Annotated in this window: 16 protein-coding genes; 7 read left to right on the top strand and 9 right to left on the bottom strand. The window is 62.9% G+C overall.

Annotation, left to right across the window (positions count from 1 at the left end; genetic code table 11):
- Positions 1-9 precede the first annotated feature (9 nt).
- The 3 genes from GKQ23_RS18315 to GKQ23_RS18305 are packed head-to-tail and all read left to right on the top strand — an operon-like array spanning position 10 to position 2,560.
- Positions 10-312, top strand: a complete 303-nt coding sequence (locus tag GKQ23_RS18315) for a hypothetical protein (protein ID WP_056240347.1) — start codon at positions 10-12, stop codon at positions 310-312.
- Positions 309-1,370 (top strand): GTP-binding protein, encoded by a 1,062-nt coding sequence (locus tag GKQ23_RS18310; RefSeq protein ID WP_212409101.1) that lies wholly within the window; start codon positions 309-311, stop codon positions 1,368-1,370. Before GKQ23_RS18315 ends, GKQ23_RS18310 begins: the two co-directional genes overlap by 4 nt.
- Complete coding sequence (locus tag GKQ23_RS18305) at positions 1,367-2,560, top strand: PotD/PotF family extracellular solute-binding protein (RefSeq protein WP_212409100.1); 1,194 nt, start codon at positions 1,367-1,369, stop codon at positions 2,558-2,560. Before GKQ23_RS18310 ends, GKQ23_RS18305 begins: the two co-directional genes overlap by 4 nt.
- Positions 2,561-2,637: 77 nt before the next feature.
- On the opposite strand, the gene GKQ23_RS18300 is transcribed toward GKQ23_RS18305, so the two are convergent.
- From GKQ23_RS18300 to tesA, 5 genes are all read right to left on the bottom strand, one after another.
- Positions 2,638-3,090, bottom strand: a complete 453-nt coding sequence (locus GKQ23_RS18300) for an NfeD family protein (protein WP_212409099.1) — start codon at positions 3,088-3,090, stop codon at positions 2,638-2,640.
- A complete protein-coding gene (locus GKQ23_RS18295) occupies positions 3,087-4,004 on the bottom strand; it encodes an SPFH domain-containing protein (protein WP_056240333.1) in 918 nt (305 codons plus the stop codon). The genes GKQ23_RS18300 and GKQ23_RS18295 overlap by 4 nt, the downstream gene beginning before the upstream one ends.
- A gap of 85 nt (positions 4,005-4,089) precedes the next feature.
- A complete protein-coding gene (locus GKQ23_RS18290) occupies positions 4,090-4,947 on the bottom strand; it encodes a co-chaperone YbbN (protein WP_056240330.1) in 858 nt (285 codons plus the stop codon).
- A gap of 70 nt (positions 4,948-5,017) precedes the next feature.
- A complete protein-coding gene (locus tag GKQ23_RS18285; RefSeq protein WP_212409098.1) occupies positions 5,018-5,791 on the bottom strand; it encodes an SDR family oxidoreductase in 774 nt (257 codons plus the stop codon).
- 31 nt (positions 5,792-5,822) lie between these two features.
- Entirely contained in the window at positions 5,823-6,446 is a 624-nt protein-coding gene (gene tesA / locus GKQ23_RS18280; protein ID WP_212409097.1) for a multifunctional acyl-CoA thioesterase I/protease I/lysophospholipase L1, read from the bottom strand.
- Here tesA and ybbA point away from each other — a divergent pair.
- From ybbA to GKQ23_RS18265, 3 genes are all read left to right on the top strand, one after another.
- Entirely contained in the window at positions 6,417-7,103 is a 687-nt protein-coding gene (ybbA, locus tag GKQ23_RS18275) for a putative ABC transporter ATP-binding protein YbbA (RefSeq protein ID WP_212409096.1), read from the top strand. The genes tesA and ybbA overlap by 30 nt on opposite strands.
- Positions 7,100-9,517, top strand: coding sequence for a putative ABC transporter permease subunit YbbP (ybbP, locus tag GKQ23_RS18270; RefSeq protein WP_212409095.1), 2,418 nt, complete (start codon positions 7,100-7,102; stop codon positions 9,515-9,517). The genes ybbA and ybbP overlap by 4 nt, the downstream gene beginning before the upstream one ends.
- Positions 9,518-9,592: 75 nt before the next feature.
- Positions 9,593-10,024 (top strand): DUF29 domain-containing protein, encoded by a 432-nt coding sequence (locus GKQ23_RS18265; RefSeq protein WP_212409094.1) that lies wholly within the window; start codon positions 9,593-9,595, stop codon positions 10,022-10,024.
- 65 nt (positions 10,025-10,089) lie between these two features.
- On the opposite strand, the gene purK is transcribed toward GKQ23_RS18265, so the two are convergent.
- The 4 genes from purK to ppiB form a co-directional block, all read right to left on the bottom strand.
- Entirely contained in the window at positions 10,090-11,157 is a 1,068-nt protein-coding gene (gene purK, locus GKQ23_RS18260; protein ID WP_212409093.1) for a 5-(carboxyamino)imidazole ribonucleotide synthase, read from the bottom strand.
- Positions 11,154-11,663, bottom strand: a complete 510-nt coding sequence (purE, locus tag GKQ23_RS18255) for a 5-(carboxyamino)imidazole ribonucleotide mutase (RefSeq protein ID WP_056240316.1) — start codon at positions 11,661-11,663, stop codon at positions 11,154-11,156. Before purE ends, purK begins: the two co-directional genes overlap by 4 nt.
- Before the next feature lie 385 nt (positions 11,664-12,048).
- Positions 12,049-12,765: a UDP-2,3-diacylglucosamine diphosphatase gene (lpxH, locus tag GKQ23_RS18250; protein WP_212409092.1), complete on the bottom strand. Its 717-nt coding sequence runs from the start codon at positions 12,763-12,765 to the stop codon at positions 12,049-12,051.
- The gene (gene ppiB / locus GKQ23_RS18245; RefSeq protein WP_056240310.1) at positions 12,765-13,259 is read right to left on the bottom strand and encodes a peptidylprolyl isomerase B; all 495 of its coding nucleotides are present in this window, start codon (positions 13,257-13,259) and stop codon (positions 12,765-12,767) included. The genes lpxH and ppiB overlap by 1 nt, the downstream gene beginning before the upstream one ends.
- A gap of 238 nt (positions 13,260-13,497) precedes the next feature.
- Between ppiB and cysS the strand changes: the two genes are divergently transcribed.
- A complete protein-coding gene (cysS, locus tag GKQ23_RS18240) occupies positions 13,498-14,886 on the top strand; it encodes a cysteine--tRNA ligase (protein ID WP_056240308.1) in 1,389 nt (462 codons plus the stop codon).
- Positions 14,887-15,082 lie beyond the last annotated feature (196 nt).

The raw sequence follows: 15,082 nt of genomic DNA, 5'->3' as shown, positions 1-15,082 counted from the left end.
AGATTTGCCATGTGTGGCGTATGCGGTTTACTTGATGACGGCCCGCAGTGGAGCGATCCGCTGCAGCAGACCCTGCCGCGCCGCCAGCTGCGGCTGCAACAGCTGGCGATGCTTAACCGGGCGCTGGCCCCGTACCGGCTGAAGCTGAGCGACTTCCACAGCAGCTGGCTGCTGGCCGGGCCGACCGGGCAGCAGGCGCTGGTCAGTAACCTGCAGCAGATCTGGCAGGAGGCGGAAAAAATGCTCAGGCGGCCAGTCGATCCACTCGACGAAGCTTATCTGGCGGCGCTGGATGGGGGGAGCGGGCGATGAACGGCGATAGCCGGCTGCCGGTGCAGGTGCTGAGCGGTTTTCTCGGCAGCGGCAAAACCACGCTGCTCAAACGCTGGCTGCAGGGCCAGGTGCTGAGCGACGTGGCGCTGCTGGTTAACGAGTTTGGCGAGGTGGGCATCGACCATCTGCTGTTAAATGAGGTGGCGCCGGACACGGTGCTGCTGCCCGGTGGCTGCGTCTGCTGCCAGATCCGCGGCGAGCTGAAACAGGCGCTGCTGGATCTGTGGGAGCGGCGCGAGCGCGGTGAGCTGCCGCCGTTCAGCCAGGTGATCCTCGAAACCACCGGGCTGGCCGATCCGGCACCGATCCTCTCCACCCTGCTGCACGACCGCCAGCTGCAGTACCACTTTAAGCAGGGCGCGCTGGTCACGCTGGTGGATGCCGAGCACGGGCTCAGCGAGGGGCAGCAGCACCCGGAGTGGCTGGCGCAGGTGACGGCCGCCGACCGGCTGCTGATTAGCAAGCGTGACCGGGTCAGCGCCACGCAGGCAGAGGCGCTGGCGGACCGCCTGTGCCAGCTGAATCCGCTGGCAGAGCTGCTGCCAGCCGGGGCTGAACTGGCTGACCTGTTCCGGCTGAGCTATATGCACGGCAGCGCCAGCCAGCGTTTTCGCTGGCTGGGACCGGCCCCGGCCGTGGCGGCAGCGCGTGCCGTTGCGAATAGTGGCGACATCAGCGCCGGGGGGCATCCGCAGCTGCCACACCTGCAGCACCCGCTGACCGAAACCTGCGTCATCACCCTGCAGGATAAAATAAACTGGCCGGCTTTTGCCGTCTGGCTGTCGATGCTGTTACATTGCCACGGGGCCAGCATTTTACGTATGAAAGGCATTCTGCGGGTCAGCGAAAGCCAGACGCCGGTCGCGATCCACGGCGTGCAGCACAGCCTGCACCCGCCGGTGCACCTTAACGACTGGCCGGGCGAACTGCAGCAGTCACAGCTGGTGTTCATTCTGCGCGGCGTGTCGGCCTCGCGGCTGAAACAGGCGTTTCTGCGCTTCCAGCAGCCATTTTTAACCGGGGACACAGCACCATGACTTCAGCGGCGGTTGCCACCAGTAACATTACCCTGCGCGTGCTTGGCACCTCGGTCACCCTGCTGGAGCTGCTACGTGAGCGCGCCGAGCAGGACCTGGGGATAAAAATCGACTACCTGCTGCGCAGCGTCGAGGACGCACAGCGCATCGCGGTGATGGAGCCGGAAAGCTACGATCTCTACGATCAGTGGTTCCACAATATCGATTTTGTCTGGCCGGCGCGGGCGATCCAGCCGCTGGAGATCGCCCGCCTGAGCTACTGGGATGAGATCAACAGCCTGCCGAAAACCGGTACCCTGCGTCCCGGCGGCCGGCTGGGAGATGGTAGCGTGCCGGTCAACCGGCTTTACGTGCAGCGCGACAACAGCCTCGGCTGCCTGCCGGGCGAGCTGATCAGCATGCTGCCGCTAACCCACAACGCCGACAGCTTTGCCTATCACGCCGACCGGCTGCCGCGCGGCCTGCAGGGTGAGGAGGAGAGCTGGGGCTGGCTGCTGCACCCGGCTTACTCGGGGCAGGCGGCGTTTCAGGACGATGCGGCGATGGGGGCGCTGGACGCGGCGCTGGCGGTGCAGGGGGCCGGGCTACAGCGCTTTGCCAACGTGGGGAATCTGACGCTGGAGGAGATCGACAGCCTGACCGGCGAGCTGGCGCGGCTGCGGCGGCAGGGGCACTTTGCCGCTTTCTGGTCGACCCAGGATCAGGCCTGCGAGCTGATCGAAAATCAGCAGGTCGGCGTGCAGAGCCTGTGGGCACCGACCTATTTTCGCCATCATTTCCGCCAGCACGGTTATAAGCTGGCTACGCCGCGTGAAGGTTATCGTGCCTGGTACGGCGGCATGTCGCTGTCGCGCTGCGCCAGCGGTAAAATTCGTGATGCGGCCTATGACTACCTGAACTGGTGGCAGTCCGGCTGGCCGGGGGCGGTAATGGCGCGGCAGGGATATTACATCTCCAACCCGCAGCGCAGCAGGCCGTATATGTCCGCCGCCGAGTGGGACTTCTGGTACGGCGGACTGCCGGCGCGGGAAACGTTGCCCAACGCCTGGGGCGAGCCGCTGATTGCCAAAGGCGAACTTCGCGACGGCGGCAGCTATGAACAGCGTATGAGCCATATTGCGGTATGGAACTCGGTGATGGACGAACACAACTATCTGGTCAGGCGCTGGCAGGACTGCCTGCGCGCCTGAGGATGCCGATCGTGTCTGGCAGGGGTGCCAGCGTGTCTGAGGCTGCACATGCTGCCTGGCAGGGGGGCGGAAGAAGGTTATGGCTGGCTGCGAACGATACGCAGCGTAATCCCTTCCACCGCCACCACGGTCACCAGGCTACCGGCAGGCAGATCCTCATCCGCCTGCACCCGCCAGTTGCCATCGCCGACGCGCACGTGGCCGAAGCCGTTCACCAGCGGTGCGTCCAGCGTCAGCTGGCGGCCAATCAGCTGCTGGCCGCGCTGGTTAAGCTGGGAAGGGGGGTGACGGCGGTCGCGGTGCTTCAGCCAGCGGTGCCACCACAGCGCCGCCAGCACGGTAAGGACGGCAAAACTCAGCCCCTGCCACTCCCACGCCAGCGGTACCAGCCACACCAGCAGCCCGACCAGCACCGCCGCCACGCCGCTCCACAGCAGGTAGCCGCTGGTGCCGAGCATCTCGGCGGCCAGCAGCAGTCCGCCCAGCGTCAGCCACAGCCACCAGGGGTGAGAGAGCAGCTCACCAATCATCCCTTGTTACGCTCGCGCTTGCTGTCGCCCAGCAGTTCGCTGATGCCGGCAATCGAGCCCATCAGGCTGCTGGCCTCCAGCGGCATCATCACCACCTTGCTGTTGCTGGCCGAGCCGATCTGCTGCAGCGCATCGGTGTACTTCTGCGCCACAAAGTAGTTAATTGCCTGAATATCGCCGGCGGCAATCGCCTCAGAGACCATTTTCGTCGCCCGCGCTTCCGCTTCTGCCCCGCGCTCGCGCGCCTCAGCGGCCAGAAACGCCGACTGACGTTCACCCTCCGCCTTAAGGATCTGCGACTGCTTCTCGCCCTCTGCACGCAGAATCGCCGCCTGGCGCACCCCTTCCGCTTCCAGAATATCGGCGCGCTTGGTGCGTTCGGCCTTCATCTGCGCGTTCATTGAGGCGATCAGCTCGGCCGGCGGCCGCACGTCGCGGATCTCAATACGGGTGATCTTCACCCCCCACGGATTGGTCGCTTCATCGACGATGTGCAGCAGGCGGGTATTGATGTTGTCGCGCTGCGACAGCATCTCGTCCAGCTCCATAGAGCCGAGTACGGTACGCATGTTGGTCATGGTCAGGTTGATGATCGCCAGCTGCAGATTGCTGACCTCATAGGCGGCACGCGCCGGGTCGACCACCTGAATAAAGCACACCGCATCGATGGTGACGCTGGCGTTATCCTTGGAGATGATCTCTTGGGAAGGGATATCGACTACCTGCTCCATCATATTAATTTTGCGGCCGACGCGGTCCATAAACGGCACCACCAGGTTCAGGCCCGGCTGCAGCGTCGTGGTATAGCGGCCAAAGCGCTCCACCGTCCACTGATAGCCCTGCGGTACGATCTTGATGCCCGACCAGACCAGAATAAGCGCCAGGACGACAATGACAGGAATGACAGCCAGCATACAACCTCCGGATTGTTATATGGGAGAGCAAGGGCCCGCTCACGCGGCCGGCGGCCAACTGAGCGGACAGGGGCGATAGTTAATTTTAGTACAGCAGCGAATAGAGCTGACGACGATATTTAGCCGCCAGCGCGTCGCCGGTGCCCAGCGCCGCGAGGATCTCCTGCAGGGTTTTACGTGCCTGGCCGTCGGCAGCGCCAAGATCTTTCTTCAGGTAGCTGAACAGCAGCTCCAGCGCCTCTTCGTTGCGGCCCACCTGCTGCAGCTGGATTGCCAGCTGGGTGGCCAGCGCCGCGTTGTCCGGATCGGCTTCATGCTGCTGCTGAAGCTGCTGGATTTCCGGGCTGTCCGCTGCCTGCTTCAGCAGGTCGATCTGCGCCACCAGCCCCTGATAGCGGGTATCCTGATCCTGCAGCGGCACCACCTTCAGCACCGCTTCGGCCTCGTCGCTGCGGTTCAGGCCAATCAGCACTTCCGCCAGCAGGAAGCCGATATCGCTGCGCTGCTTGCTCAGCTGCCAGGCATCTTTCAGCAGCGGCAGTGCCTCAATCAGCTTGCCTTCGTCCATCAGCTGCATCGCCTGCTGTGCTTTCAGCTCCTCTTCCTTCGGCAACACTTTTTCCAGCAGGGCACGGACTGCCTCTTCCGGCTGTGGCCCCTGGAAGCCATCGACCGGCTGACCGTTCTGGAACAGATAGACGGTCGGGATCGAGCGCAGGCCAAACTGCTGGGCGACCGCCGGTTCGGCGTCGCAGTCCAGTTTTGCCAGAATAAACTGCCCGGCATACTCCTGCGCCAGGCGGTCAAGGAGCGGGGTCAGCTGCTGACAATGCTGGCTGCGGGCAGACCAGCAGTAAAACAGCACCGGTACCTGCATCGACTGTTCCAGCGTGGCGTGCAGGTTGGTTTCGTTAATATCAACAATGACAGCTTGTGGTGACATGAATTCGTCTCTTTTTCACGTGAGTTTCTCACTGTATTGGGGCAGCGGCGTCAGCTTCAAGCCCTGCCGGCTATTTCTGGCGTAAAATACGATCCAGTATCCGGCCCGGTAGAAAGCGTTTCAGCACGCTCATCAGATGTGCGACCAGCGTCACCGGATAACGCAGCCGCGGACGGCGGCTCTCCAGCGCATGGCGCAGCTTAGGCAGCACCGCCTCCGGCGGCAGGGTAAAGCGTGCGGCGATGCCGGGATTTTTCACCGGCTTATCCTGCTCGGCCTGGCTGACGTTATCGGTAAAACGGCTGGCGATCGGCCCCGGTTCGATCAGGCTGACGCGTACGCCGCTGCCGTGCAGCTCCATGCGCAACGCATCGGACCAGGCTTCCAGCGCGTATTTACTGGCCGCATAGGCACCGCGACCGGGGGTGGAAACCAGTCCGAGCACCGAGCTGGTATTGATAATGCGCCCGTCGCCGCTGGCGATCAGCGCGGGCAACAGCAGGGTGGTCAGCTGGTGGGTGCCAAACAGGTTGGTGGAGAACTGCTGCTCCAGCTGCTGGCGGGTAATCAGCTGCAATGGCCCGTAAATACCAAAGCCGCCGTTGTTAAACAGCCCGTACAGCTGCCCGTCGCACAGCGTCAGGATCTCTGCGGCAGCCCGCGCCACGCTCTGCTCATCATCCAGATCCAGCTGCACACCGCTAAAGCCCAGCTCAGCCATCCGTTCCACATCCTGCGGTTTACGGCACGCGGCGATGACATGATAGCCACGGCGCAGCAGGTCATTGGCAGCCGCCAGACCGATTCCGCTGGAACTGCCGGTAATTACGACGAATTTTTGCATTTCTTTACCTGCCCGTCGGCTCACTGCCGGTTCACTCATGGTTAACTAAGGGGGTCAGTTGCTTCGCCAGCAGATCGGCGATAAACGGCTGCGCGGCAGGGGCCGGGTGGATACCGTCATCCTGCATCCATTCCGGTTTCAGATAGACCTGCTCCATAAAAAACGGCACCAGCGGAATCGAATAGTGCTGCGCCAGCTCAGGGTAAATCGCCGCAAAGGACTCGGTGTAGCGGCGGCCGTAGTTGGCGGGCAGGCGCACCTGCATCAGCAGCGGCTCGGCTTTCGCCGCTTTGACCTGGCTAATTACCTGGTCCAGCGTCTGTTTCAGCTGCTGCGGCGGAAAGCCGCGCAGGCCATCGTTGCCACCGAGTTCAATCAGCACCCAGCGCGGCTGGTGCTGCTTCAGCAGCGCGGGCAGGCGCGACAGGCCCTGCGCCGCGGTGTCGCCACTTATGCTACCGTTAACCACGGCAGGGGATTTTTGCCACTTATCATTGAGCAGCGCCGGCCATGCGGCACTGGCCGACATCCGGTAACCGGCGCTCAGGCTGTCACCGAGCACCAGCAGGGTATCTGCTGCCGTCGCACGCAGCGACATCAGCGTTATTAACAACAGGACAGGGTAATGCCAGCGGAAAACATTCTTGAAGTTCATCGTCTTAGTAAGTCCGTCGGTTCGGGTGAGCATCAGCTTTCCATCCTTACCGGAGTTGAGCTGGTTGTCAAACCGGCAGAAACGATTGCCCTGATCGGCGAGTCCGGCTCCGGCAAGTCGACCCTGCTGGGAATTATTGCCGGGCTGGACGACGGCAGCGAAGGCGAGGTGCACCTGCTGGGCCAGCCGCTGCACCAGATGGATGAGGAGCAGCGGGCCGGGCTGCGCGCGCAGAACGTCGGTTTTGTCTTCCAGTCGTTTATGCTGGTACCCACCCTCAACGCCGTCGAAAACGTGCAACTACCGGCCCTGCTGCGCGGCGACAACGATCGCCAGAGCCGCGAACAGGCGGCGGCGCTGCTGGCCCAGCTGGGGCTTGGTGAGCGCTTAACCCACCTGCCAGCGCAGCTCTCCGGTGGTGAGCAGCAACGCGTGGCGCTGGCCCGCGCCTTTAACGGCCGCCCGGCGCTGCTGTTTGCCGATGAGCCCACCGGCAACCTCGATCGTAAAACCGGCGATCGCATCGCCGACCTGCTGTTCTCCATGAACCGCGACTTCGCCACCACGCTGATCCTTGTGACCCACGACGAGCAGCTGGCGGCGCGCTGCGACCGCCGCCTGCGGCTGCGCGACGGCAAGCTGTGGGAGGAAGCATGATCTGGCGCTGGTTCTGGCGCGAGTGGAAATCCCCCTCGCTGCTGATCGTCTGGCTGGCGCTGACCCTGGCGGTGGCCTGCGTGCTGGCGCTCGGCTCGCTCAGCGACCGCATGGAGAAGGGGCTGACGCAGCAGAGCCGCGACTTTATGGCCGGCGATCGCACCCTGCAGACCGCGAAGCCGGTACCGGACGCATGGCTGCAGCAGGCGCGTGATGACGGCCTGCAGGTGGCGCGACAGCTCACCTTTATGACCATGACCTTCGCCGGCGACACGCCACAGCTGGCCTCGGTCAAGGCGGTGGACGACGCCTACCCGATGTTTGGCACGCTGGACACGCAGCCAGCCGGGCTGAAACCGGCGGCGGGCACGGTGCTGGCCGCGCCGCGCCTGCTGGCGCTGCTGGGGCGTAAGGCGGGAGATGAGCTCGACGTGGGGGATACCACGCTGCGCATCAGCGGCGAGGTGATTCAGGAGCCGGACGCCGGCTTTAACCCGTTCCAGACCGCGCCGCGCCTGCTGATGAACCTCGCCGACGTGGAGAAGACCGGAGCAATCCAGCCCGGCAGCCGCGTCACCTGGCGTTACAAATTTGCCGGCAATCCCGACCAGCTGGCGCGTTACGACAGCTGGATCGCCAGCCGTCTGACCCCGGATCAGCGCTGGATCAGCGTTGAGAACTCGGAGGATGCGCTGGGTAAATCGATGCAGCGTGCCCAGCAGTTCCTGCTGTTGTCGGCGCTGCTGACGCTGATGCTGGCGATTGCCGCGGTAACGGTAGCGATGAACCATTACTGCCGCAGCCGCTACGACCTGGTGGCGGTGCTGAAAACGCTCGGCGCCAACCGCCGGGCGCTGCGTAAGCTGATCGTCGGCCAGTGGCTGTCGGTGCTGCTGCTGGCGGCCGTCACCGGCAGCGCCATCGGGCTGGGGTTTGAAGCGGTGCTGCTGCGGATGCTGCGTCCGGTGCTGCCGGGGGAACTGCCCGCCGCCAGCGCCTGGCCGTGGCTGTGGGCGGTCGGCTCACTGTTTGTGATTTCGCTGCTGGTGGGGCTGCGCCCCTACCGCCTGCTGCTGGCTACCCAGCCGCTGCGCGTGCTGCGGCGCGATACGGTGGCTAACCTGTGGCCGCTGAAGTTCTACCTGCCGGTAATGGCGCTGGTGGTGATCTGCCTGCTGGCGCTGCTGGTCGGCGGCAGTAAACTGCTGTGGGCGCTGGTGGCGGGCATCGTGCTGCTGTCGCTGCTGCTGGGGGCGATTGGCTGGGGCGGACTGCTGCTGCTGCGTCGCCTGACCGTGCGTAACCTCGCCTTCCGCCTGGCGGTAAACCGCCTCTTGCGCCAGCCGTGGACCACCCTCAGCCAGCTGGCGGCGTTCTCGCTGTCGTTTATGCTGCTGGCGCTGCTGCTGGTAATGCGCGGCGATCTGCTGGATCGCTGGCAGCAGCAGCTGCCGCCGGGCAGCCCGAACTACTTCCTGCTGAACATCACAACGGAGCAGGTGCCGCAGGTGAAAACCTTCCTTGAACAGCATCAGGTGACACCGGAAACGTTTTATCCGGTGGCGCGGGTGCGCCTGACCGGCATCAACGGTCAGCAGGCTGACCCGGAGAAGGACGAATCGCTGAACCGCGAGCTGAACCTCACCTGGCAGCAGTATTTACCGGATCACAACCCGCTCACCGCCGGCCAGTGGCCGCCGAAAGCGGGTGAAGTGTCGATTGAGCAGGAGCTGGCCGGACGGCTGGGGGTGAAACTGGGTGATACGGTGACGTTCACCGGCGATACCCAGCCGTTCAGCGCGAAGATCACCAGCATGCGTAAGGTCGACTGGGAGAGCCTGAAACCGAACTTCTTCTTTATCTTCCCGCCGGGCGCGCTGGACGGGCAGCCGCAGAGCTGGCTGACCAGCTTCCGCATGGAGGGCAACGATGCCACGCTGGTGCAGCTTAACCGCGCGTTCCCGACCCTCAGCCTGCTGGATATCGGCACTATTCTGAAGCAGATTGGTCAGGTGCTGGCGCAGGTCAGCCAGGCGCTGGAAGTTATGGTGATTCTGGTCACCGCCTGCGGCGTGCTGCTGCTGCTGGCGCAGATCCAGGTCGGCATGCGCCAGCGTCGTCAGGAGCTGGTGGTCTACCGCACGCTCGGTGCCGGTAAGAAGCTGCTGCGCGGCACGCTGTGGTGCGAGTTTGCGCTGCTCGGCGTGGTCTCCGGCGTGGCCGCCGCCATCGGCGCGGAAGCGGCGCTGTGGGGCCTGCAGCGTAAGGTGTTCGACTTCCCGTGGCAGCCGGACTGGACGCTGTGGCTGGTGCTGCCGCTCAGCGGCGCGCTGCTGCTGTCGCTGTGCGGCGGCTGGCTCGGCGTACGGCTGCTGAAGGGCAAGGCGCTGTTTCGCGGGTATTATGCGGGATGAGGAGGCTTTTGACGTTGGGAGGCTTCTCTGACAAACTGCCCTAATCGGTTTAGCTGCAATGTAACGGAGACGACAATGACTACACGTTATGACAGCGACTTTTATGGCTGGACTCAGGAGCAGGCGGGTTTGCTGCGTTCGGGTAACCTGCACTTGCTGGACACACGGAACCTGCTTGAGGAAATTGAGAGCATGGGTAACAGTGAGCGACGTGAACTGGAATCACGCCTGGAAGTGCTGTTTCAGCATCTGCTGAAGTGGCAGTATCAGCCTTCTCATCGCAGCCGTAGCTGGCAGCTAACTATTGCGGAACAAAGACGCAAGATTGTGCGTCGCCTCAGCCGTAACCCGAGTCTTAAAAATGAACTGGGGGAGCTGATGGCAGATGCCTACGGGGATGCTATCCTCTCTGCATCAAGAGAGACGGGCCTGGAAGCGCAGACCTTTCCGGCCGACTGCCCGTGGGACTATGAGCAGCTGACGGACAGCCAGTTTTACCCGCAATAGCCTGTTCACTATAAAAAAACACCGCCGTGGCGGTGTTTTTTTGTTAAGCAGAACGGTGGCCGGATTTACCCCAGCTTCTCCACCGCCCACGCAATGCCGCTGGCGTACTCTTCCGGCAGCATCGGCACCAGCGCGTTCAGCGCGTCGGCCAGCGCGGCCGGGCTGCGATCGGCCAGGTTAAGGTGGCCGACCTTACGGCCCGGGCGCACCTCTTTCTCGTACCAGTGCAGATGCACCAGCGGCTGGTTCAGCCAGTCCCGGTTTACGTCGGTGCCGATCAGGTTAACCATCACCGCCGGCGTATTGGCCACCGGCTGCGGCAGCGGCAGGCCAAGGATCGCCCGCAGGTGCAGCTCGAACTGACCGATCGACGCGCCGTTCTGCGTCCAGTGGCCGCTGTTGTGCACGCGCGGTGCCAGCTCGTTGATCAGCAGGCCTTCCGGCACCACAAAGCACTCCATCGCCATCACGCCGACGTAGCTGAGCTCGTTCATGATCGCCGACAGCATCTTCTCAGCCTGCTGCTGGTGCGCCGCATCCACATCCGGCAGCATTACGCTGGTGCGCAGAATGCCGTCCTGATGCAGGTTATGGGTCAGCGGATAGAACACCGTTTTACCGTCGTGGCCGCGTGCGCCCACCAGCGACACTTCACCGGAGAAGTTAATCCCGCGCTCCACGATGCACTCGCCGTAGCACTCGGCGGGCAGGGTGGCGGTATCCGCCGCGCGCAGCCGCCACTGGCCGCGGCCGTCGTAGCCGCCGGTGCGGCGCTTAACGATCGCCAGCTCGCCGAGGGTGGTGAACACCTGCGCCCACTGATCGGCATCGGACAGCAGCTGCCACGGTGCGGTCGCCAGGCCCAGCTTATCCAGCAGCTGCTTCTGCGTCAGGCGGTCGGCCAGCCGCGGGAAAATATCGCGGTTCACAAAGGCGCTATGGCTGGCCAGCTCGCGGGTCAGCGCGGTTTCCGGCCAGCGTTCGATCTCGGCGGTGATCACGCTGGAAGCGATCGGCAGCGCGGCCGGATCGGCGTCCAGACCCACCGGATACACGGCGATGCCCAGCGGCTCACCGGCCTGGCGCAGCATACGGCCCAGCTGGCCGTTTCCTAATACGCAGACCGGTTTCATGCCTGCACCTGCGGATCCGGGTTGTTCAGCACCTCATCGGTCTGCGCCTGACGCCAGGCCGCCATGCGGGCCGCCAGCTCAGCGTCGTGCAGCGCCAGGATCTGCGCCGCCAGCAGGGCCGCGTTGGCCGCGCCCGCTTTGCCGATCGCCAGCGTACCCACCGGAATACCGCGCGGCATCTGCACGATGGAGTAGAGGCTGTCGACGCCGCTCAGCGCCGCGCTCTGCACCGGCACGCCCAGCACCGGCACCAGCGTTTTTGCCGCCAGCATGCCCGGCAGGTGCGCCGCGCCGCCCGCGCCCGCAATAATCACCTGATAGCCGTTTTCCGCCGCCGTTTCGGCAAAGCTGAACAGCTTATCCGGCGTGCGGTGCGCGGAAACGACTTCGCAGTGGAACGGCACGGCCAGTTCAGTGAGGATATCCGCGGTGAACTGCATAGTAGCCCAGTCACTTTTGGAACCCATAACGATAGCAATGCGGGCCGGAGCGGCGTTGGATGACATGCGGGTAAACTCCTGTGAATGTAAAACGTCACCGGGAGAGCCGAAACAGCGGCTGACCGGGTGGGAAGGGCAGAGAGAATACCATGACTGATGGCGAAGGAAAACGGTTGCGTAGCGCAAAGTGACCGCCGTTCAGCGGCAACTTTATCGGGACGGGGCCGATAATGGCGCTGGGAGGAACGGTCAGTCTTTTCAGCTGGAAGAGCAACCGGTAAGCCGCCTGTTCAGGGCGGGAAGGCGATCTGCGGACGGTCTGAGCGCAGAAGCCACGGCGATCGAAAATCGCCTGCCATGGCATATCAACGGTGAGGCAAACTGCCTGGCGTCGCAAAGGCGATCGCGAATCGTCTGCCTGGTGCGGCTATCCTGTCAGCAGAGGGGCTGCTCAGAAGGGAAAAGCGATCAGCGCGATGTCGTCTGCACTCACTTTAATCATCGACCCCTGCTCGTGCCAGGCTCCCAGCACCAGCCGTTCGGCGGGATGGCCGTCGATCTCAAGCTGATGCACCGCCGGGCGATGAGTGTGGCCGTGGATCAGGTAAGGCACGTTCCGGCGATGCATGGCTTCAGCCACCGCCTGCGGATTGACGTCCATAATAGCTATGTCTTTGCCGCTGTTAGCCGCTTTACTGCCGGCCCGCATTTTGCGCGCAATACGCTGGCGCACAAACAGCGGCAGGGCGAGGAACAGCCGCTGTACCCACGGGTTATGCACCTTGCGGCGAAACCGCTGGTAGCCTTCATCGTCGGTGCAGAGCGTATCGCCGTGCATAATCAGCACCCGCTTACCGTACAGCTCCAGCACCTGTTCTTCCGGCAGCAGCCGCATACCGCTGGCCGCCGCAAAGCGTTTACCGAGCAGGAAGTCGCGGTTGCCGTGAATAAAGTAGCAGGGAATGGTCAGCTGGCGCAGGGCGCGGGCCACCTCCGCGTGCAGCGGATTCGGATCGTCGTCGCCGATCCAGGCTTCAAAAAGATCGCCGAGAATATACAGCGCGTCGGCGTGCTGTGCTTCACGGCGTAAAAAATGCAGAAAACCGGCAGTGATTGCCGGTTCTTCAGTACACAGATGGATATCTGCGATAAACAGCGTGTGCGACATTATTCGCTGACGGTGACTTTCTGAACGATCACGTCGTCTTTCGGCACGTCCTGGTGCATGCCGCTGCGGCCGGTAGAGACGGCTTTGATTTTCTCAACCACATCCATACCTTCAACCACTTCAGCGAACACGCAGTAACCCCAGCCCTGCAGGCTTTCGTCACGGAAGTTCAGGAAGTCGTTGTCGGCAACGTTGATGAAGAACTGTGCGGTGGCCGAGTGAGGAGCCTGAGTACGCGCCATCGCCAGGGTGCCTTTGGTGTTCTTCAGGCCGTTGCTGGCTTCGTTACGGATCTCTTCTTTGGTGTCTTTCTGCTTCATGCCCGGCTCAAAGCCGCCGCCCTGAATCATAAACCCGTTGATCACACGGTGGAAAATGGTGTTGTCGTAGAAACCTTCGCGGCAGTATTCCAGGAAGTTCTTAACGGTTGCAGGGGCTTTATCGTCGAAAGTCTTGATGACGATGTCACCATGGTTAGTCTGGAAAGTGACCATATTCTCATCCTGTCAGGGTTGGAGTTTTTAACGATTGGCGCACGAAACGGTCAGGCAAACGCTTCCCGCGTGCGACAGACGGCTCTTATATCACAAAATGTGATGGTGAGTCAGCCCTGCTGCATATCGCCAGTGTCTGTAGCGGTGCTTTGCGTGGCGCTTCGCTAAAAAATACGTCAGAATACCGGATTCACCTTTTTTATCGTTAACCCGCACACGCCTAAAACGGAATGTCTCAATGCTAAAGATTTACAACACCCTGAGTCGTCAAAAAGAGGAATTTAAACCTATCCATGCTGGCCAGGTCGGCATGTACGTGTGCGGCATTACCGTTTATGACCTCTGTCACATTGGACACGGCAGGACCTTTGTCGCGTTTGACGTGGTGTCACGCTACCTGCGTTACCTTGGCTACTCGCTGAAGTACGTGCGCAACATCACCGATATTGATGACAAGATCATCAAACGTGCCAACGAGAACGGTGAAACCATCGAGCAGCTGACCAACCGCATGATCGCGGAGATGCACACCGACTTCGCGGCGCTGAATATCCTGCCGCCGGACCTGGAGCCGCGCGCCACCCGCCATATCGCTGAAATCATTGAGCTGGTGCAGACGCTGATCGCCCGCGAACACGCCTACGTGGCCAGCAACGGCGACGTGATGTTCTCGACAGACAGCGATCCCAACTACGGCTCGCTGTCGCGCCAGGATCTGGAGCAGCTGCAGGCCGGCGCCCGCGTGGCGGAAGTGGCCGACGTCAAGCGCAACCCGATGGACTTCGTGCTGTGGAAAATGTCGAAAGAGAACGAACCCTTCTGGGAATCGCCGTGGGGCAACGGCCGTCCGGGCTGGCATATCGAGTGCTCGGCGATGAACTGCAAACAGCTGGGCGCGCACTTTGATATCCACGGCGGCGGCTCGGACCTGATGTTCCCGCACCACGAGAACGAAGTGGCGCAGTCGACCTGCGCCCACGACGGCCCGTACGTCAACTACTGGATGCACTCCGGCATGGTGATGATCGACCGCGAGAAGATGTCCAAATCGCTGAACAACTTCTTCACCGTGCGCGACGTGCTGGCGCACTATGACGCGGAAACCGTGCGTTACTTCCTGATGTCCGGCCACTACCGCAGCCAGCTCAACTACGGCGAAGATAACCTGAACCAGGCGCGTTCGGCGCTGGAGCGCCTGTACAACGCGCTGCGTAATACCGATCCTGCGGCAGAACCGGCGGGCGGCGATGAGTTTGAAGCGCGCTTCCGTGAGGCGATGGACGATGACTTCAACACCCCGGTGGCCTACTCGGCGCTGTTCGACCTGGCGCGTGAAGTGAACCGCCTGAAGGGCGAAGACGCGGCGGCGGCCAACGGCCTGGCGGCGCGCCTGCGCCAGCTGGCGGCGGTGCTCGGCCTGCTGGCGCAGGACCCGGAGCAGTTCCTGCAGAGCGGCGTGAACATCAACGACGAAGAGGTGGCGCAGATTGAAGCGCTGATCAAGATGCGTTTCGACGCGCGTCAGGCGAAGGACTGGGCGCAGGCGGACGTGGCGCGCGACCAGCTGAACGCGCTGGGCATTATTCTGGAAGACGGCCCGGCGGGCACCAGCTGGCGTCGTAAGTAACCAGCGGCACGGGAAAAGCAGCTCGCGGTTCCCGTGCGGTCTTCGGCCTGGCCACATCAGGGCAGCCGAAGAGTCGCTACCGCCCGCAGCAGAGCCATATGTTGCGGGCGGCAGCATCACACTGCCGCTGACAACCCACCCGTCGGCACTCTGAGTACGCGGGAGCGGGCACCGCCCCTTTCCTGCCTGTGATCCC

Source organism: Erwinia sp. E602 (genome assembly GCF_018141005.1).
Taxonomy (GTDB): domain Bacteria; phylum Pseudomonadota; class Gammaproteobacteria; order Enterobacterales; family Enterobacteriaceae; genus Erwinia.
Note: the sequence above shows the minus strand (reverse complement) of the source record. Positions and strands in the feature narration are given on the sequence as shown.